Annotated in this window: 15 protein-coding genes; 5 read left to right on the plus strand and 10 right to left on the minus strand. The window is 47.1% G+C overall.

The window, feature by feature from the left end:
- Nucleotides 1–50 precede the first annotated feature (50 nt).
- The 3 genes from pepA to CWI82_RS08320 are packed head-to-tail and all read left to right on the plus strand — an operon-like array spanning nt 51 to nt 4892.
- Nucleotides 51–1556, plus strand: a complete 1506-nt coding sequence (gene pepA, locus CWI82_RS08310; RefSeq protein WP_130203143.1) for a leucyl aminopeptidase — start codon at nt 51–53, stop codon at nt 1554–1556.
- Nucleotides 1557–1568: 12 nt separating this feature from the next.
- Nucleotides 1569–2024 (plus strand): DNA polymerase III subunit chi, encoded by a 456-nt coding sequence (locus CWI82_RS08315; RefSeq protein WP_092854163.1) that lies wholly within the window; start codon nt 1569–1571, stop codon nt 2022–2024.
- Between the two features lie 18 nt (nt 2025–2042).
- Entirely contained in the window at nt 2043–4892 is a 2850-nt protein-coding gene (locus CWI82_RS08320; RefSeq protein ID WP_130203144.1) for a valine--tRNA ligase, read from the plus strand.
- A gap of 47 nt (nt 4893–4939) precedes the next feature.
- Here the strand turns inward: CWI82_RS08320 and CWI82_RS08325 are convergent, their stop codons facing one another.
- The 8 genes from CWI82_RS08325 to CWI82_RS08360 form a co-directional block, all read right to left on the minus strand.
- The gene (locus CWI82_RS08325; protein WP_130203145.1) at nt 4940–6301 is read right to left on the minus strand and encodes a GntP family permease; all 1362 of its coding nucleotides are present in this window, start codon (nt 6299–6301) and stop codon (nt 4940–4942) included.
- A 55-nt stretch (nt 6302–6356) separates the two neighbouring features.
- Complete coding sequence (rraB, locus tag CWI82_RS08330) at nt 6357–6719, minus strand: ribonuclease E inhibitor RraB (protein ID WP_130203146.1); 363 nt, start codon at nt 6717–6719, stop codon at nt 6357–6359.
- On the minus strand, nt 6712–7446 hold the full coding sequence (locus CWI82_RS08335) for a 1-acylglycerol-3-phosphate O-acyltransferase (RefSeq protein ID WP_092854155.1): 735 nt from the start codon (nt 7444–7446) through the stop codon (nt 6712–6714). Before CWI82_RS08335 ends, rraB begins: the two co-directional genes overlap by 8 nt.
- Before the next feature lie 61 nt (nt 7447–7507).
- Nucleotides 7508–9748 (minus strand): DNA topoisomerase IV subunit A, encoded by a 2241-nt coding sequence (gene parC / locus CWI82_RS08340; protein ID WP_130203147.1) that lies wholly within the window; start codon nt 9746–9748, stop codon nt 7508–7510.
- Between the two features lie 14 nt (nt 9749–9762).
- Nucleotides 9763–11655: a DNA topoisomerase IV subunit B gene (gene parE / locus CWI82_RS08345; protein WP_130203148.1), complete on the minus strand. Its 1893-nt coding sequence runs from the start codon at nt 11653–11655 to the stop codon at nt 9763–9765.
- Nucleotides 11656–11711: 56 nt separating this feature from the next.
- On the minus strand, nt 11712–12290 hold the full coding sequence (locus tag CWI82_RS08350; RefSeq protein WP_130203149.1) for a YqiA/YcfP family alpha/beta fold hydrolase: 579 nt from the start codon (nt 12288–12290) through the stop codon (nt 11712–11714).
- A gap of 3 nt (nt 12291–12293) precedes the next feature.
- Nucleotides 12294–12734, minus strand: coding sequence for a DUF1249 domain-containing protein (locus CWI82_RS08355; protein ID WP_092854147.1), 441 nt, complete (start codon nt 12732–12734; stop codon nt 12294–12296).
- Nucleotides 12731–13336, minus strand: coding sequence for an NUDIX domain-containing protein (locus CWI82_RS08360; protein ID WP_130203150.1), 606 nt, complete (start codon nt 13334–13336; stop codon nt 12731–12733). The genes CWI82_RS08355 and CWI82_RS08360 overlap by 4 nt, the downstream gene beginning before the upstream one ends.
- Nucleotides 13337–13580: 244 nt before the next feature.
- Between CWI82_RS08360 and tolC the strand changes: the two genes are divergently transcribed.
- Both tolC and lpxL read left to right on the plus strand, forming a co-directional pair.
- Nucleotides 13581–14942, plus strand: coding sequence for an outer membrane channel protein TolC (gene tolC, locus CWI82_RS08365; protein ID WP_130203151.1), 1362 nt, complete (start codon nt 13581–13583; stop codon nt 14940–14942).
- Entirely contained in the window at nt 14935–15864 is a 930-nt protein-coding gene (gene lpxL, locus CWI82_RS08370) for an LpxL/LpxP family Kdo(2)-lipid IV(A) lauroyl/palmitoleoyl acyltransferase (RefSeq protein ID WP_130203228.1), read from the plus strand. The genes tolC and lpxL overlap by 8 nt, the downstream gene beginning before the upstream one ends.
- A gap of 9 nt (nt 15865–15873) precedes the next feature.
- Here the strand turns inward: lpxL and glnE are convergent, their stop codons facing one another.
- Complete coding sequence (glnE, locus tag CWI82_RS08375; RefSeq protein WP_092856776.1) at nt 15874–18612, minus strand: bifunctional [glutamate--ammonia ligase]-adenylyl-L-tyrosine phosphorylase/[glutamate--ammonia-ligase] adenylyltransferase; 2739 nt, start codon at nt 18610–18612, stop codon at nt 15874–15876.
- Between the two features lie 8 nt (nt 18613–18620).
- Nucleotides 18621–20111, minus strand: coding sequence for a CYTH domain-containing protein (locus CWI82_RS08380; protein ID WP_092856779.1), 1491 nt, complete (start codon nt 20109–20111; stop codon nt 18621–18623).
- Nucleotides 20112–20308 lie beyond the last annotated feature (197 nt).

A 20308-nucleotide genomic window follows, 5' to 3' on the forward strand; every position in this document is an offset into this window, starting at 1 on the left:
ATTATTCTACGACAGCGATCCACTGTCAACCGCAACCAACGGGAGCACATATGGAGTTCAGCGTAAAAAGCGGCAGTCCTGAAAAGCAACGTTCTGCCTGTGTCGTGGTCGGTGTTTATGAACCACGCCGCCTATCCGGTGTAGCAGAGCAACTCGATAAAGTCAGCGGCGGTTACCTTAGTAACCTATTACGCCGCGGCGACCTCGAAGGTAAATCAGGTCAGATGCTACTGTTACACAACGTTCCTAATATATTTAGCGAGCGTGTATTGCTCGTAGGTTGTGGTAAGGAACGCGAGCTCGATGAACGTCAGTATAAACAAATTATAGAAAAAACCATCCATACTTTGAACGAAACCGGTTCAATGGAGGCGGTTTGTTTTCTCAGTGAGCTCCACGTTAAAGGTCGTGATACCTATTGGAAGGTGCGCCAAGCGGTTGAAGCCGCACAAGGCGGTCTCTACACATTCAATCAATTGAAGACTCGTAAAGAAGAGCCGCGTCGACCACTTCGTAAGCTTGTTTTTAACGTTCCAACGCGTCGTGAATTACCGCTTAGCGAAAAAGCCATTGCTCATGGTCTCGCTGTGGCAAAAGGCATGTCGATTTGCCGCGACGTGGCGAACATGCCACCGAATATTTGCACACCACGATATTTAGCTGAGCGTTGTGAAGAACTCGCGACGAATTACGATAACCTCTCGTTTAACGCTGTAACCGAACAAGAAATGGCTGAACTCGGGATGCATGCGTACCTTGCTGTCGGTCGTGGTTCAGAGAACGAATCAGTGTTGAGCCTGTTGCATTATCAAGGCGCAGCAAAAGAGCAGGCACCTATCGTTTTAGTTGGCAAAGGGTTGACCTTTGATGCTGGTGGTATTTCGATTAAGCCAGCAGCAAATATGGATGAAATGAAATACGATATGGGTGGCGCTGCAGCCGTACTAGGTGCCATGCAAGCCATCGCTGAATTACAATTACCAATCAACGTTATCGGCGCCATTGCCGGCTGTGAAAACATGCCAGATGGTCGCGCTTATCGGCCGGGCGACGTGCTGACAACCATGAGCGGTCAAACCGTTGAAGTATTAAATACCGACGCTGAAGGGCGTTTGGTATTATGTGATACCCTAACTTATGTCGAGCGTTTTGAGCCAGAAGCTGTGGTCGATATCGCGACATTAACTGGCGCTTGCATCGTCGCACTTGGACATCATGCCAGTGGCCTAATGAGTAGCCATAACCCACTAGCTCATGAGCTTTTATCTGCATCAGAACAAAGCGGCGACCGAGCGTGGCGATTACCATTGTGGGATGAATATCAAGATGCGCTAGATAGTCCTTTTGCTGATATGGCTAACCTTGGTGGACGTGATGCTGGAACGATTACCGCAGCCTGTTTCTTATCAAGATTCACCAAAAAGTATCATTGGGCTCATCTTGATATCGCCGGCACAGCATGGCGCAGTGGCGCGAAAAAAGGCGCAACCGGAAGACCGGTTCCTTTGCTAACCCAATTTATCATTAATCGAACCGCCTCTGGCGAACAGGATTAAGTTAAGCACATTATGGCCCAAGGCATTTTCTACGTACTCGATAACCTCACTGAGGAACAGCAACTGCAGTTCTTTTGCGAGCGCATTACTCAAGCATGGCGTGAGTTTCGCAGTGTGCGTGTGTGGTGCCCAAGCCAAGCCGCTGCTGAGCAATTGGATGAAGCCTTATGGCAAGCACCCGTGGACGCTTTTGTACCGCACAACCTCGTCGGTGAAGGTCCGCCACAAGGCGCGCCTGTCGAATTGTGCTGGCCCGAAGCGAATGTGCCGCAACGACGCACAGCGGCTATTGTCAATTTGATGGACGACATCCCAAACTGGCAAGGTGCTCGACTTATACTAGAACGTGTTCCAGCCGCAGAGCACGAGCGTCAGGCCGCACGTGAAAGATACAAAACTTATCGTCATCAAGGTGTTGAATTACAAACCGTAAAAGCATCTGAGCAGATAAATTCATTAACCAAATAGAACGAAGTGAAGGTTTCTATGGACAAAACGTATTCCCCGCAAGCCATTGAGCAAGAGCTCTATAAAAATTGGGAAAAGCAAGGTTACTTCAAACCATCGGGTCATGGCGATTCATATTGCATCATGATTCCGCCCCCCAATGTCACTGGCAGCTTGCATATGGGGCATGCGTTTCAGCACACCATTATGGACACGCTGACTCGATACAAACGTATGGATGGCTACAATACACTTTGGCAAGTGGGTAGTGACCATGCCGGTATCGCAACGCAGATGGTCGTGGAACGTCAACTAGCAGCGCAAGGGGTTTCGCGTCAAGAGCTAGGTCGCGACGCCTTCATTGATAAAATTTGGGATTGGAAAGCGCAATCAGGTGGCACCATCACATCGCAAATGCGTCGCCTCGGTGATTCAGTCGATTGGGATCGTGAACGTTTCACCATGGATGACGGTTTATCGAATGCGGTGAAAGAAGTTTTTGTCCGCTTGCATGAAGAAAACCTAATTTATCGTGGTAAACGCCTCGTTAATTGGGATCCGAAACTGCAAACCGCTATTTCTGATCTTGAAGTAGAAAACAAAGAGCAACAGGGACATATTTGGCACCTGCGCTATCCGCTAGCTGATGGCGCAACGACCGCTGATGGCAATAATTACCTAGTCGTCGCTACAACTCGCCCAGAAACCATGCTAGGCGATGTTTGTGTTGCCGTGCATCCCGACGACGAACGTTATCAAAGCCTTATTGGTAAGCATGTCGAATTACCAATTGTCGGCCGCAAAATTCCAATTATTGCCGATAGTTATGTCGACCAAGAATTCGGTACGGGTTGTGTAAAAATCACTCCGGCCCACGACTTTAATGACTATGAAATTGGCAAACGAAATAATCTGCCAATGATCGCCATTCTTGACAATCACGCACACGTACGCGAGATAGCTGGCTTATACACCCCGACCGGTGAAGAACTGCCAAGTATTGATGGTTTTGACGGAACATTGCCGACCGCATACCAAGGCTTAGAACGTTTTGAAGCACGCAAGAAAATCATTGCTGATTTCGAGTCACAGGGTTTACTCGATAAAACAGAGCAACACACCAATAAAGTGCCATATGGCGATCGTGGTGGTGTGCCAATTGAGCCGCACCTAACCGACCAATGGTATGTGCGTGTGGCACCGTTAGCTGAAGTTGCAACGAAAGCTGTTGAAAATGGCGACATTCAGTTTGTGCCAAAACAATACGAAAACATGTATTTCTCATGGATGCGCGACATTCAAGACTGGTGTATCTCTCGCCAACTTTGGTGGGGGCATCGCATTCCAGCTTGGTATGACGAGCAAGGTAATGTCTATGTCGGTCGTGACGAAGCAGAAGTTCGTGCCAAACATAATTTAGGTGACATCAAACTCAGTCAAGACGACGATGTTTTGGACACTTGGTTCTCATCTGCGCTGTGGACTTTCTCGACTCTCGGTTGGCCAGAAAATACGGATGACCTGAAAACCTTCCATCCTACGGATGTACTGGTAACGGGCTTCGATATTATCTTCTTCTGGGTGGCACGCATGATCATGATGACCATGCACTTCCTCAAAGATGAGAATGGTAAACCGCAAGTACCATTTAAAACAGTTTACGTTACCGGGCTCATTCGCGACGAAGAAGGTCAAAAAATGTCGAAGTCAAAAGGTAACGTCCTTGACCCGCTCGACATGATTGATGGTATCGATTTGGATTCGCTCGTACAGAAGCGCACAGCGAATATGATGCAACCGCAGCTCGAAGCCAAAATTAAGAAGCGTACCGAAAAACAATTCCCGGAAGGCATTTCTGCTCATGGTACTGACGCGTTACGTTTCACCCTGGCGGCATTAGCTTCGACAGGCCGCGATATTAACTGGGATATGAAACGTCTCGAAGGATATCGTAATTTCTGTAACAAGCTTTGGAATGCTAGCCGTTACGTGTTGATGAATACCGAAGAACAAGATTGCGGTGTTGAAGGCGGTGAAATGACGTTATCACTTGCCGATCAATGGATTATTGAACAGCTCAACGACACTGTAAAACAGTTCCGTAGCGCACTTGATAACTATCGCTTCGACCAAGCGGCAAGCATCGCGTATGAATTTACCTGGAATCAATTCTGCGATTGGTATTTAGAACTTACCAAACCTGTTCTGTTTAATGGTACCGCCGAACAACTGCGCGGCACCCGCCATACGTTAATTTCAGTGTTAGAACAGTTGTTACGGTTATTACATCCACTACTACCATTTATCACGGAAGCTATTTGGCAGCGTGTAGCACCTCTGGCAGGGGTGAGCAGCGATACCATCATGATGCAGCCTTATCCGCAAGTGCAAGCACAGCAATTTGCTAGCGCGCGTGACGATATGGAATGGCTCAAGCAGGTCATCGTCGCGGTGCGTAACATTCGTGGTGAAATGAATCTATCCCCAAGCAAGCCACTACCGGTTTTATTTAAAAACGCCGATGACTTGGCTCATCAGCGCCTTGAGCAAAACGCAAACTTCTTAAGCGCGTTGGCAAAATTAGAATCAGTCACGTTCTTAGGGGCAAACGATGAGGCTCCAGCGAGCGCCACAGCGTTAGTGGCTCGTATGGAAATTCATATTCCGATGGCTGGTTTAATTGACACAGCAGCTGAACTTGCTCGACTAGATAAAGCAATCGAAAAGGCGCAAAAGGAGTTTGATTTGTTTACGCGTAAGTTAAGCAATGAGAATTTTGTTAGCAAGGCGCCAGCAGAAGTCATTGAGAAAGAGCGCGCCAAACAAGCCGAAGCTGAAGAAACACTTCATCAGTTGCAGCAACAGCGCGCTAAGATAGCCGCACTATAATATCGATAGTGATTGCTAGTTGCCGTTCGTTACGCTGCACTCGTGTTCTAAACCAACACGAGTGCAGCCGCTACAGCAATCAATGCCGCGAGCATTGGAATCGCCACCGTGACCACAAAAATATCTTTATAAGCCTCTTTATGGGTCAATCCCATCAACGTAAGTAACGCAATCACTGCGCCAGAATGCGGCAGTGAATCGAGCCCACCAGCCGCCAAATTAGCAATACGGTGTAACAATTCCGGTGCAATTCCTGCCTCAAGGTAAGCTGGAGCCAAGCTCGACATAAAGATCTGTAACCCACCAGATGCAGAAGCCGTTACCCCGGAAATTAAGTTCGCAGAGACAAATACGGATACCAAGGCTGGAATATCTAATGCCAGCAACCACTGTGCAAAGGCATGAAAACCGGTGGTTTGAATGACCACACCACCAAAGCCAATCACTGCAGCTGTGTTGATGAGCGGTAATAGAGCGTCGTCAACGCCCTGACCTGCAGCTTGCACGAACTGCTTGCGAACCGGCGGGAAAAGAACAAAGCACAGCGCACTCCCCACCAATAAGGCAAAACTTGCCCATAACACTGGCTGAGTCGACGCAAACTGCTGCCACGTACTATCAAAACCGATGCTTTGTAGAATCCTTGGCAAAATAATCGTGGCGAGCACTAGAATAATAGGCGCTAACGAAAGCCCTAGGCCTGGCAGCGGCTCGCCCTCTTTGGGCGCCAACGCTGCCATATGTTGATCTTTATCGTTCGCGATATAGTCCTCGCCCTGCCGCTGAGCTGCATGCCACTGTCGTTGCAGATACCACATGCCGAGACCAGCCATAATCACAGCAGCTAATACACCATACCAACCGCCAGCAAATAAATCGGTCGACAAGCTTCGTGCTGCAATAACATTATGAATAGATGGCGTACCAGGGAGCGCCGTCATGGTAAACGTACCGGCACCAAGCGCTATCGCTGCCGCATATAAACGGCGTGGTATATTCGCGGTGCGCATTAACGTGACGCCAATCGGGTACATGGTAAACATCACCACAAATACGACCACTCCGCCGTAAGTTAACACCGCGCAGACGAGCATAGCGATGAGCAACGCACGCTTTTGCCCTAACCAACTCATAATTCCAACAGCAACGCCCTGCGCCGCATGACTAGCCGCCATAACGCGACCGAACAGGCCGCCGCACAGAAAGAGCAGGAGAAAATTACCAGCAAAGCTGAATGCCCCAGAAGGGCCGAAAGGAAAATGCTTGAGGAATATATCTTCAATGGGGAGGTTATTAGTTACGCCAATAACCAACACTGAAATCAGTACAGCCAATAAAATGTTGACGCCACGCAGCGCCAATAAAATCAGTAATGCTAATCCAGCAACCAGCCCCAAATCACCTAACATTATGTATTGCCCTTTTATTATTGTTCTTAAAGGGCGCGGTGATTAGCGAATCAGTTTACTCTTCTTCGTCCTCTTCACCGAAAAACGTGCCCCAGCCATCGTAATCGACACCTGCGATATCCGCTATCTTGGTCACTTCCTTGGTCTGTGCTTGTAAAACTTGTTTCTCAAGTTTTACCTCACTAACAGCTACAAATGCAAATAAACGTGAGCCATCATCCAGATCGAACTCATCTGCGTCATCAACATGATAACCAACTTTAACTAACTCAACAGCGGCCTTCTCAAGCTTGGTAAAATCTGCACTCACTAAATGGTGTTCAATCTGAAATTTTTCTTGGGTATCAGCACCATCAGCTAGTAGTGCATCAACAGTTTCGTCACTTTGCTTCAATAATTCAGAAAGATCATTAGCCATGTGTCGTTTGTCCTTGCGCCAGTTCGTGATCAAGTTCGCTAATTTTCGACTGCATCAGCTCATGACAATGAGCTGCTAAAGCTCGAATTGAATCAGCGCTGTAATTTGCAATTTTAACGGGTTTTAACATCTCCACAATAACGGTGCCGTTATTCCATCGATTCAGTTTAATCCGTCCATGCAAATTTGACACGCAAATAGGAACAATATCGACATTGGCTTGCATTGCAGTACGGAACGCGCCGGTTTTGAATGGGAGTAAACCACGGCCATAGCTACGTGTGCCTTCCGGAAACAGTAGAATTGAAAGTTTACGTTCACGAATCGCTTCGGCGGCTTGTTCTATAGTGCCGTGAGCACGGCCTTTATTTTTGCGATCGATAAGAATATTGCCAGCTAGCCAATATAATTGGCCAAAGAATGGAATCCACTTTAGACTCTTCTTGCCGATACTTACGGTGTTTAGAGGCATCGCTCTGGCAAGCGTGAAAATATCATAACTATTTTGATGATTTGCAATATAGACGTGCGGGCCGCTTTCTTTGACTTCGTCAGGAATACGAATATCGAGTTTGACACCTAATAACCGATGCATACGCCCATACCAATGCGCAGCGACGGCGGTGTTGTTACGATGGAATGGACGAAAAATACAAATTAACAATAACAATGTACTGCCAACAACGATAAAAACACCTAACAGTACTATACGTAAAACAGCGAGCATGTAGTCTCCTTAATCACCAATGCCCGCTAGTATAACCTGTTAGGCGCCGAAAAACGTCCGATCAGTCTTGATTTTCAACAGTAATTGCATCAACTCGCTGTAATCCACGTGGTAATTTATTACCACGACGACCACGTTCACCGCGATAATGCTCAAGATCTGAAGGCTTTAACGTCAGCTTGCGCTTGCCTGCGAGTAAAGTAATCGGGCTGTCTGCTGGGACGACAGCAGCCGCAACCACGTATTCTTCTCGTGATTGTGCTCGCAACGTCGGAATACTGAGCATTTTATTTCCCTTACCTTTTGCTAGCTCAGGTAAATCACGAACTGGGAACAACAACATACGACCTTCATTTGACACCACAGCTAACAGGTCATTTTCGAGATCACCGACGGTACTTGGGGGTAATATCTTGGCACCAGTTGGGAGATTCAAAATAGCCTTGCCGTTCTTATTACGGCTTACCAGATCTCCAAACTTACAGACAAAACCGTAACCTGCATCTGAAGCTAATAGATAACGCTGGTCATCTTTCGCCATAAGCACTTGATCGACCGTTTCACCTGCAACCATACTAAAGCGGCCAGTTAATGGCTCACCTTGTGTTCTTGCTGACGGTAATCCGTGTGCTTCACAAGAATAACTGCGGCCGGAGCTATCAAGAAATACCACTTGCTGATTGCTTTTTCCTTCGGCCTGAGCCAAATAACTGTCGCCCGATTTATACGCTAAGCTAGCGCCATCAATATCATGACCTTTGGCAGCACGTACCCAACCCTTTTTCGAGAGCACCACAGTCACGGCTTCAGCTGGCGTTAAATCTCGCTCACTCAGAGCCTTCGCCTCTTGGCGTTCGATAAGTGGCGAACGGCGGTCATCACCATATTTTTCTGCATCCGCAAGAATCTCTTTGCGAATAAGTGTCTTCATACGACGATCTGAGCTGAGCAACAATTCAAGTTGTTGACGTTCTTGCTCGAGCTCGTCTTGCTCACCTTTTAGCTTAAACTCTTCAAGTTTTGCTAAATGACGTAATTTCAATTCAAGAATTGCTTCAGCTTGCGTGTCGGTGAGTCCAAAACGTTCCATAAGAACAGCTTTAGGTTCATCTTCATGACGAATGATAGCAATCACTTCATCGATATTTAGATAAGCAATTAACAAGCCTTCTAAAATGTGTAAGCGCGCTAAGATTTTGTCTAGACGATACTGCAGACGACGGGTGACGGTATCTTGGCGGAATACCAACCATTCTTTCAGAACACTTAGAATTGATTTTACTTGCGGTCGACCATCGAGCCCTAACATGTTCAAATTGACACGATAGTTTTTCTCAAGGTCAGTTGTCGCAAACAAATGTTGCATCATTTGCTCGACATCGATGCGATTCGAGCGCGGCACAATGACTAAGCGAGTCGGGTTTTCGTGGTCTGATTCATCACGTAAATCAGTCACCATTGGTAACTTCTTCGCTTGCATTTGGGCGGCAATTTGTTCGAGTACTTTGGCACCGGAGGCTTGGTGTGGCAACGCCGTGATAACCACCTCACCGTCTTCCATGTGATACTTCGCGCGCATACGAATCGTGCCACGCCCAGACTCATAGATCTTCACGATTTCTTGATGAGGCGTGATGACTTCCGCATCCGTTGGATAGTCCGGACCACGCAAGTGCTCCATTACTTCAGCTAAATCAGCGCTCGGTTTTTCCAGTAGCAATGCGCAAGCCTGCGCTACTTCACGTACGTTGTGGGGCGGAATATCAGTGGCCATTCCAACCGCGATACCGGTAACACCATTTAGCAAAATATGTGGTAAACGAGCCGGTAGCATGCGCGGCTCTTTCATGGTGCCATCAAAGTTTGGCGCCCAATCTACAGTGCCTTGGCCAAGTTCGCTGAGCAAAACCTCACTAAATCGTGATAGGCGTGCTTCGGTATAACGCATTGCTGCAAACGATTTCGGGTCATCTGGCGAACCCCAGTTTCCCTGTCCATCAACTAATGGATAGCGATACGAAAATGGTTGCGCCATCAAGACCATGGCTTCATAACATGCACTATCACCGTGTGGGTGAAACTTACCTAGAACATCACCGACAGTACGCGCTGATTTCTTATATTTCGCTAGTGCCGATAGACCAAGTTCAGACATCGCATAAATGATGCGGCGCTGAACTGGTTTTAAACCATCACCAATGTGCGGCAGAGCACGATCCATGATCACATACATGGAGTAATTCAGGTACGCATCTTCAGTAAATTTGCGCAATGGGAGTTGCTCTAAAGCGTCCATAGACATGTGAATAATTCTCCTTAAAGCTCGGCCAAGTCGACTAAGTTACCTTTACTTTCCAGCCAGTCGCGACGGTCTCCCGAGCGTTTTTTGGCAAGCAGCATATCCATTAACTCTTCTGTTGCTTCTGGCTCATCAACAGTCAGTTGCACCAAGCGTCGTGTATTCGGATCCATGGTCGTTTCGCGTAATTGCAAAGGGTTCATCTCACCCAATCCTTTGAAGCGTTGTACGTTTACTTTGCCTTTTTTCTTCTCTGCTTCAATACGATCTAAAATGCCCTGCTTTTCCGCTTCATCCAGCGCATAGTAAACTTCTTTACCAACGTCAACACGATACAATGGCGGCATCGCAACGTATACATGCCCATGATCAACCAGCGCTCGGAAGTGTTTGACAAACAATGCACAAAGCAAAGTTGCAATGTGCAAACCATCGGAATCCGCATCGGCAAGAATGCATATTTTGCCGTAACGTAATTGTTCTAAATCGTCAGAGTTTGGGTCCACACCCAGCGCTACTGAAATATCGTGAATTTCTTGCGAACCTAAGATTTGATCAGACTCGACTTCCCAAGTGTTTAGGATTTTTCCGCGCAATGGCATTACCGCCTGAAAGTCACGATCGCGCGCCTGCTTCGCCGAACCACCAGCAGAGTCACCCTCAACGAGAAACAATTCACCGCGCGATGGATCTTGTGTTGCGCAGTCGGTCAGTTTCCCCGGCAATGCAGGACCTTGAGTGACCTTTTTACGAACAACCTTTTTACTCGCCCGCATCCGTCGCTGGGCATTGTTGATACATAGCTCCGCTAATTGCTCTGCCTGTTCAGTGTGTTCATTCAGCCACAAGCTGAAAGAGTCTTTCACAACCCCTGAAACAAATGCCGCACATTGACGTGAAGACAAACGCTCTTTCGTTTGACCTGCGAATTGCGGATCTTGCATTTTTACCGACAAGATATAAGCGCAGCGATCCCAAATATCTTCAGGTGTTAAACGCACACCACGCGGTAACAAATTACGGAATTCACAAAACTCGCGCATGGCGTCGAGCAACCCCTGGCGTAAACCATTGGCATGTGTACCGCCTTGTGGAGTTGGGATCAGGTTGACATAACTTTCAGTGACGCCCTCACCGCCTTCCGGTAACCAAGTCACAGCCCAATCAACCGCTTCTTCGTTGCCGGAGAATGCACCAATAAATGGTTCTTCAGGAAGTGTTGGTAACTCGCGGACCGCTTCGACTAGGTAGTCACGTAAGCCATCTTCGTAAAACCAAGTTTGCTCTTCATTATCAACAAGGTTACGAAAAGTAATTTTTAAACCCGGACATAGAACTGCTTTAGCGCGCAATAAATGCGTCAATTTCAGTACTGAAAATTTAGGTGAGTCAAAATACTTTGGATCTGGCCAGAAACGCAAGTTGGTTCCAGTATTGCGTTTACCAACTGTACCCGTCACTTCAAGTTCGGCAACTTTATCACCGTTCTCAAAGGCCATTTGGTAAACTTGGCCGTCGCGTTTAACCGTCACATCAACTCGCGTTGATAATGCGTTTACCACCGAGATACCCACGCCATGCAAACCGCCGGAAAATTTATAGTTCTTATTCGAGAACTTACCGCCAGCGTGGAGCTTGGTCATGATTAATTCGACCCCTGGAACACCTTCCTCAGGGTGAATATCAACAGGCATACCACGACCATCGTCTTGCACTTCAAGTGATTGATCAGGGTGTAATGTCACCACCAGTTCGCGTGCATGGCCAGCTAGGGCTTCATCAACACTGTTGTCGATGACTTCTTGGCCTAAGTGATTGGGGCGCGTGGTATCGGTGTACATTCCCGGTCTGCGACGGACCGGTTCGAGGCCATTGAGGACCTCTATCGCATCGGCTTTGTAATCTGACATGCGCTTTTTTATCTCGTGTTGCACGGAATCGTTGTTATAGGAATGCCCATATACTGTTACAGGACGTCGAGAAACTCAAGCACAGCTGGCAAGTAGCGTGGAAAATCAACAAAACTATGATCGCCGCCTTGCTCAACTAGCATTCGCTGAGTTCGGTAATAATCTCGAGCCAGCTGGTAATCCAAACGCTCATCACCTGCCTGCAATAGCACCATTAAGTCCACATCTTGCGAGAACTGTTGCTCTGCCGCAATTAAAACTTCACGGTCGTCACTGTCGAGTTGATAATGCTCTTGTGTGTACGGATGAATCCGTTTAACCGCGTCTTCTGGCATCCAACTGTAAGAGCGTACTGCCGGATTAATCAATACACCACGAACTTGGCGTTGACGGTGATGCAGTTGACTCACCACATAATGCGTCCAAAAACCACCTAACGAGCTGCCCATGACTGCACTGATTGGTTGCTGCTCGATCAACTCATCCAGCATGGCTCGAATCGCTCTCATACGCGGCGGTTGTTGCGGCGCAAAGAGTAAGTTCGCGTCGACACCTTGGGCTTGCAAATAATCTTGGGTTTGGATAATTTTCAAACTGGCTGGCGAGCTTTCAAATCCATGTAAATATAACAACAAGGCTTAAACCTCCTGGAAATAGCCATTCGCTCGTATAAGTTGCAACCACTCTTGTAAAAAATGATTGACCTGATGCTTCTCATCAGCGTGGTGCATATCGGGGTTTGGTATCTCATAGCTTGCTTGAAGTCTACCAACACCTTGGCTTCTAACAACTTCTGCAAGCTGCGCATCGTGATAAAGACGCACATCAATTTGCGTTTCTCGCAATCCTGGTAACTGCGTCATCAACGCCTGCTGTTCAATTCTAACTTCAGTAGTGTAAGGCGCGGTTTCTAACACCGTCACCGCAAACCGTAATTGTTGCCCTACTTTAATGATTTTTGAGCCTGATTGTTTGACCCCAGCAATGATTGGCCGCAGCGCTGCATAGTTTATCGCCGCAAGTCTTTGCAGAGCTGCGAGGTCAAACTTGTAACGCTTTCGAATCACATCAGTTGTCATAAATCCTCAAATTGGCGTTTGTGTAATTGCAACCATTGTAGCCCAATCACACTTGCAGCATTGTTAATTTTTCCTGCTTCAAGCAATTGCACCACGTCACTGAACGGTAATACATGCACACGGATATCCTCATTTTCTGTGGCTAATCCGGCGTGACGAGCAGCTTTGCTGCTATCAACCAGTGCGATATAAATAGAGATCTTTTCCGTACAGCCACCGGGGGTTGATAAATACGTGAGCGCATAATGTAAGCTCTCGGTGGTTAACCCAGCTTCCTCTTCGAGTTCGCGGTGGGCCACCTGCTCTGCCGTTTCATCGTGGCTATCGTACATGCCAGCAACAAACTCGAGCAACCACGGTGACGCGCCAGTATCTAAGGCACCCACTCGAAATTGTTCGAGCACCACCAACGCATCATTGCTCGGATCATATGGCAGCACCACCACTGCATGGCCTCGGTCCATAACTTCGCGTTCAAATACAGGTGACCATTCACCCGCAAATAAACGGTGCTGTAACTGTAATTTGTAAATACTAAGAAAACCCTCTCTAATCGGTGTTTTCTCGATAATTTTTACGTCGTTTTGATGATATTTTTGCACAAGCAACCTTTTCTCGTTATTTAACGTCTTATGTACTCGATTGAACGCGAAATTGATTCATAACAATTGTAAAAAAAGCCATCTTTGGCACATAATTAGTTACACTTGAACCCATTCTGTTGCAACTGGCGCCATGCATTTAAATTCGTTTAACGGTAAACTAGTAAACATTCACGAGTGTATGTAAAATAGCAGCCAGTTTTTTGGCAAGATGATGCTTTCAAATAATTAGGACACCCTATCCATGAAAAAGCACGTATTATCAGTTTTAGTCGGCTTAACGCTCAGCGCAACAACCAGTGTTGCCTATGCCGACGACCTTGCACAAGTATTCCAACTTGCATTGCAAAACGATCCTACACTACAACAAGTTGATGCTCAGCGCCGCGCCGCACAAAAAGGTATCGATATCACCAAATCAGCTTTTTGGCCGCAAGTGAGCCTCTCTGCTGGATACTCTCGCAATGAATCCGAGAGCGCGACTTACGATTCCGTGGCCCAAAGCTTTATCGTCATTGATAGTGAAAACCGTGGCTGGAATGCGGGTGTAAACCTGAGCCAAACAGTGTTCGACATGAACGTTTGGGATCGCGCAGAATTAAGTGAGAAGCAAGCTTATCAAGCTGAAGTGAACTATTTAAGTGTACGTCAGCAACTCATGATTCGCGTCGTTAATGCTTACTTCACAGTACTTGAACGTCAAGATGACTTGGAGTTTGCAACCGCCGAGAAGAAAGCGATCGAGCGTCAACTTGAGCAAACCAAACAACGTTTCTCAGTTGGTTTAACAGCAATTACCGACGTACACGAAGCTCAAGCACAATATGACACCTCGGTTGCAGCGGAAATCCAAGCTAAAAATGCGGTAGAAATAGCGCAAGAATCATTGCGTGAAATCACCGGTCGTTATCATGAAGACCTCGCTCAATTAAATACTGAAACTTTTGCTCCCGAGAGCCCAGCGCCAGCAGATGCCATGCAGTGGGTGAAAATTGCAGAAGATAAAAACTTGCAGTTACTCGTACAGCGCGTATCTGTTGAAATTGCTGAGCAACAAATCGATTTAGCGCGTAACGGTCATTTACCAACCGTGTCATTGAATGGTTCATACTCAACTCGCGATACGACAACCACAGCCCGTGGTAACGAGATTGACATGCCGCGTATGGACTCAAACTCAATCGGTTTGTCCTTGAACGTACCAATTTTCACCGGTTTTAGAACGTCATCAGAAGTTGATCAAGCGCGTGAAAATTATGTCGCATCGAGCCAAGAGCTGGAAGGTGTCCGTCGCGGCGTTGAACGTCAAGTACGCAATGCCTTCTACGACGTTGTTGCTTCACAAGCCACGATTCGCGCTTTCGAGCAGGCAGTTGTCTCGGCGCAAAGCGCATTGAAAGCAACACAAACTGGTTTTGAAGTGGGCACCCGTACCATTGTTGACGTGCTAAATAGCACGCGTAACTTGTACAATGCTCGCCGCAATTTATCGAGCGCTCGTTATGGATACATTCGTCAGTATTTGACCTTGAAGCAAGCTTCAGGCCTAATTAGTGAACAAGATTTAGTAGCCATTAACGCAAGCTTGATTAATGAAAATAATTGAAAAACCGCACTTTGAGGCACGTTTTCTATTACCAAAATATTGGTTAACGTGGCTCAGCGTCGGCATTCTCTATACCATTTCTTGGCTGCCGTATCGTTGGCAGCTAGGAATGGGTAGAGGTTTAGGTCGACTCTTCTACCGCTTTGCTCCCCGCCGTGCCGCTATCGCCAGACGTAATCTCGAACTCTGTTTTCCAGATATGTCTTCAAGCGACATCGAATCTCTCGTCAGAAAAAATATGCAAAATACCGGTATCGCTTTTTTCGAAACCGGCATGGCATGGTGGTGGCCCGATTGGCGTATTCGTCGTAAGTTGCATGTGCATGGCGAGGAACATCTGCACGCTGCACAGAAGGATGGTAAAGGTGTATTACTTTTATTGTTTCACTTTTTGAGCCTTGAAGTTCATGCTCGCTTACATGGCTTTGTGAAACCTGCGGTTGGCCTTTATCGACCACACAATAATGCAGTCATGGAATATCTTCAGACCTTGGGGCGCGGACGCTCAAACAAGTACATGATTCCGCGCACCGACGTACGAAGTATGTTACAAGCGCTCGACCAAGGTGAAATTGCAGGTTATTTGCCAGATCAAGATTACGGCCGAAAGCGGACTGTTTTCGCCCCACTATTCGCGGTTGAAAAAGCCAGTACAACAACAGGTACCCTGCTGTTTGCCGGTAATGCTAATTGTGCTGTGTTACCGGTTACCTGCTTTCGACGGGATGATGGTAGCGGCTATGACATGACGTTTTATCCGGAATTTGAAAACTTCCCAACCGGCAATGATGTCGACGACGTCACCCGTGTCAATCATATGATTGAGTTCGCTATTCAGCAGCAACCTGAACAATATATGTGGATTCATCGCCGCTTCAAAACGCGTCCTAATGAAGATGATCCCGACCTTTATCAACGTTAACTAGTAACGTTAGTCAGTCAGCCAATATCGCCACGCATCAATCACCGTGTGGCGATATTCCTCTAAATTTCTTCGCGTTACGTTACCACGATCATCAAGAGCTAATTGGTGCGCAACTTCGCGCTCACCAATATACGCATTAATAAGATTCTGCGCTTGTTCAGACTGCATCAAGCCAACCTGTGCCGCTTGTTCTAATATACGAATATTATCGGTAAATTCTGTCAGTTCACTGTGTTCATGGGCATAACACAATACGAGAAACTGCACGAGAAACTCCAAATCAGTGATACCACCTGCGCCTTGCTTAACGTCAAACTCAAAGCCTTCCACTTTTGCTTGCAGATGCTCGCGCATTTTTTCACGCATACTGAGCACTTGCTCTCGCAGACTTGTCCTGTCTCGCTTTAGCGACAATTGTTGTTGTCGAATATCGATTAACCGTTGGCATAACTCCGGACTACCGAATACTGGACGCGCACGCACTAAAGCCTGTAATTCCCATGTCCAAGCATCTTCGCGCAAGTAGCCAGCAAAGGTATCAACCCTCGATACCAACAACCCAGCCTTACCTGATGGCCGCAAACGCATATCGACTTCATAAAGCGTACCGACCAAGGTTCGCGTGGTGAATAAATGTAAAATTCGTTGTGCTAACCGCAAATAGAACTGCTGAACTTCGATTGCTTTCGGTCCGTTAGTCTCACCGGAATAATCTGAGTCGGTGATAAATACTAAATCTAAATCAGAACCATAACCAAGTTCCAGCCCGCCAAGCTTACCGTAGGCCAATACCGCAAAACCCATGTTGTCGATATCCCGACCCGGCGGGTTTCCGTGCTTTTCAGTTAACTGGAACCACGCGAGTCGTACCACCTTTGCAATAATTGCTTCAGCTAGGTAACTCAAATGGTCACTCACTTTCATGAGCGGCAGTGCACCACTGATATCTGCAGCCGCCACTTTTAATTGCAGCACTTGTCGCGCTTGGCGCAGCGCATCCATCTGCGCTTCTAAGTCTTGTTCTTGTTCCGGAAGGCGTAATAGAAACTCATCTAGAAGCGCTGGATATTCCTCTAACTGAGGTAGTTGATAGAGATGTTGGGGATCAATTAACTCATCCAGTAACAGTGGATAGGTCGCTAATTGCTGTGTTAACCATGAGCTGGCTCGACATAACTTAATCAATTGTTCACGTGCGCCACTGTTCTCTACAAGTAATTCGACATAGGCGGTACGCGTCATGATTTTTCGGAGCACTTGGAACACCCGCTCCAGTACCGAATCAGAATCAGCAAATTGGACAATTCGCTCGAGCAATAGTGGGACCAAACGTGCCATCGCTTTGCGCCCACGAGGGCCTGAACCACGTTTGCGCACATCCATGCGTAACTGATTCACTTGTTGCCATATCAATTGTGCCGTGGCTTTTGCTAAACCTAAATCGATCAATACATCTACCGCAGTGTCATCTTCGATCATATCTTGCCACAGCAGCTGTAACTCACCGGCCTCTTCATCTTCAGCGTCAGGGTCACCGATCACTTGACGAAAATGCTGATGAACACGGGTCATCGTTATTTTGATTAATTCGTCAATTTCTCGCCAAGGTTTTTGATAGGCTAAACTGATACGTTGCTGTGCAGCATCATCGTCCGGTAATGTTTGTGTCTGCTCATCATTGAGCTGTTGCAATACGTGTTCCATTTTTCTTAAAACCGTATAACAATCTAGAAGTTCATCTACCGTTTCTGGCGTCAGTAATCCGAGTTCGGCGATAGCACGATAAGCTTGATAAATTGATTGCGTTTGCAACTGACGTTGCTGTCCACCGCGAATTAACTGAAATGCCTGAGCGATAAATTCAATTTCACGAATCCCACCGGGCCCCAGCTTAATATTTCGTTCAAGCCCTCTTCTTCGAGTTTCTTGCGTAATTAAACTTTTCATTTTGCGTAATGCATCAATCGCAGAAAAGTCGATATAGCGCCGATAGACAAAGGGACGTAACAATGCCGATAGCTGGTGTTGATAATTGGGTTCAGCGCCAATGATACGCGCTTTCACCATCGCATAACGTTCCCAGTCACGCCCTTGCTCCTGATAGTAATACTCAAGTGCAGATAAGCTTGCGACCACCGGCCCAGACTGACCGAAAGGCCGCAGACGTAAATCAACACGAAACACGCGTCCATCGGCGGTAATTTGATCGAGCATATTCACTAACGCTTGAGCTAACCGAGTAAAGAACACACTATTTTCGATAGGTTTACGAGGATGGTCGGTTTCGCCCTGCTGCGGATAGCAAAAAATCAGATCGATATCCGAGGAGAAATTGAGTTCGCCACCACCAAGTTTGCCCATACCGATAACTAGCAATGGTAGTGTTGTGCCGTCTTCATCGCGCGGGGTACCAAAGCGCTCACAAAAGCGCGGATATAGCCATGCCAATGAAGCACTGATAAATGCATCAGCTGTGGCGGTAATATGCGCTAGAACTTGCTCTAAGGACATTTGTTGCAATAAATCAGCCGCTGCAATGGTTGCATACCAACGCTGCCGCAACTGCCGCACCAAACGGTTCGCCTCAGTTTCATTTGTGCATTGCCCAAGATGCTCGTCTAACAGACGTTGATAATCAGTGACCGAAGGCAATACAACTTGTTCGCCTTGCCAGACAATTGCATCCGGCTGTTGCTCCAGTACACGAGCAACGAACTCGCTAATTGATTTTACCCGCGTTAGCATTTCCACCGTTACAGAATCCAATAGGGCTCTTGTTTGAGAGCTGCTCGCCGTGAACGTTCTAGGGCGTATAGCAGTGATTCCAGTTGCACCTCTTGCCAACTTAATAGCTTGTCGGTGTTTATGTCATCGGTATCTTTTATCGCTTCTCGCAATAGTTTGAGAGCCATAATCTCTCGAATACCGCGGAGCATATCCTGCCATGGAGCACGGAAGCTTTCACGGTCATCAGCGTCAAATAAATAGCCGACGCAATATCCCAATTGCAAGGAGCTTTGTAACTGCGGTAAGAGTTTTAAATACTGGTCCGCGCGAAGTTCCTCATGGCGAGTAAATGCCTCTAACACTTGTTGCCAATCTTCGCGCAAACGTTGTGCTGCCCATTGCTTCAGTGGGAGCTGAGTGAGTTGTTCATGTCGTGGTTGTTGAGCACATAACTCGCCCAATTCAAACAATGTCAGTTGATAGTCATCTCGTTTACTCAAGTTAATCACAAGCTCGAGCTGAACCGCATGTTCTTGCTGTTCAAGAATTTCATCATAAAGCTTCTGATTTTGTTCTAGCGCGCGATGATAGGCGCCATCTTCAGCGGTCAGCTCGTTAAGCCCATCATATCGACTCAACCAACCGAGATGCCCCAACACTTGCTCTAAGCGTACAATATGGTCACTGACATCAATTTCAAATAACGCCAGCTGCTGTAACACCACTTTTGATAAGCGAATACCATCGGTAATTCCAGCAACTGCGCGCACGCTGGGCTGCTCATTCAAGCAAGCATCGTTGTGCTGCCAATACTGTAGTGCGTATGCTAGCGCACGGTACAAGCCGCTACCAGCGTCATCATTCGGTTGTTGTCGAACAAAATGCGCATGCGTAAATGGCTCTAGAACTGATTTCTCGGCCAATAAATAGCCGCGCGCCGCTTTGCTTAAACTTCCTACGCGCGCATTAACGCGGGTAATAAACCGTCGAGCCAGTTTGTATGCTTGTGCAACGTCACCACCTTGAACCTCTAGCTCTATTTCACAAATTGAACGACGCTTATCGTTGGCAATAATACTACCTTCATCGAATACTAATTCGATAACGCCATCACCACTGGCAATGTGCCAACGATGCCGTGTGAAATCGGTGCGAAATATTTCTGTCAGCTCACGTTGTACATCAAATACTGGAAATTCGTCCGGCCAAATGTCTTCCTCAAACAGCGTTAAGTCAGGTTGGTCTTGAGTAACCACAACATTGTACTCGGGACGGCTATGCATACCGCCCAATACCTCGCCAGCCAATTTAACAGTTTGTTCGCGTTGATCATCGCGGCGCCGAATACGTAATCCGATATCGTGCTGACGCAGTTGCAGGTCTGGCGTATCGAAATATGCATTGCTCAATTCAAGTTGGCTTGGTTGCGCTTCTTTTGCCAGTTGCTGACACAACGCCAAAACGGCCTCGCGCTTGGCTGGTTCTACCAGTAACTTAAGTTCTATTTCTTGACTCACAAGTGGTCTCTTACACGTTGATTTTGCTTGCTTCATACGTTACTCGTACTCATTGTGCGGGTCAACTTAATTGGGCTTGACAGCGGTGTTTAAAAAATGCACCGTGGGCGCGTTTTACAGATTAAAAAAAATCTGATCAGACTAGGCTTTACGCGCGCCAAAAAAGTCATATACTGGCGCCCGAAATATGTCACCGC

It is taken from the genome of Pseudidiomarina tainanensis (genome assembly GCF_004214835.1).
In the GTDB taxonomy this organism is placed as follows: domain Bacteria; phylum Pseudomonadota; class Gammaproteobacteria; order Enterobacterales; family Alteromonadaceae; genus Pseudidiomarina; species Pseudidiomarina tainanensis.

Excerpts from the sequence above, each read along its gene's own strand:
- CWI82_RS08320 (WP_130203144.1), top strand. The coding sequence starts at position 2,043 with ATGGACAAAACGTATTCCCCGCAAGCCATTGAGCAAGAGCTCTATAAA.
- CWI82_RS08355 (WP_092854147.1), bottom strand. The coding sequence starts at position 12,734 with ATGACAACTGATGTGATTCGAAAGCGTTACAAGTTTGACCTCGCAGCT.
- parE (WP_130203148.1), bottom strand. The coding sequence starts at position 11,655 with ATGTCAGATTACAAAGCCGATGCGATAGAGGTCCTCAATGGCCTCGAA.
- tolC (WP_130203151.1), top strand. The coding sequence starts at position 13,581 with ATGAAAAAGCACGTATTATCAGTTTTAGTCGGCTTAACGCTCAGCGCA.
- CWI82_RS08315 (WP_092854163.1), top strand. The coding sequence starts at position 1,569 with ATGGCCCAAGGCATTTTCTACGTACTCGATAACCTCACTGAGGAACAG.
- parC (WP_130203147.1), bottom strand. The coding sequence starts at position 9,748 with ATGTCTATGGACGCTTTAGAGCAACTCCCATTGCGCAAATTTACTGAA.
- CWI82_RS08335 (WP_092854155.1), bottom strand. The coding sequence starts at position 7,446 with ATGCTCGCTGTTTTACGTATAGTACTGTTAGGTGTTTTTATCGTTGTT.
- CWI82_RS08325 (WP_130203145.1), bottom strand. The coding sequence starts at position 6,301 with ATGTTAGGTGATTTGGGGCTGGTTGCTGGATTAGCATTACTGATTTTA.
- glnE (WP_092856776.1), bottom strand. The coding sequence starts at position 18,612 with ATGCTAACGCGGGTAAAATCAATTAGCGAGTTCGTTGCTCGTGTACTG.
- rraB (WP_130203146.1), bottom strand. The coding sequence starts at position 6,719 with ATGGCTAATGATCTTTCTGAATTATTGAAGCAAAGTGACGAAACTGTT.
- pepA (WP_130203143.1), top strand. The coding sequence starts at position 51 with ATGGAGTTCAGCGTAAAAAGCGGCAGTCCTGAAAAGCAACGTTCTGCC.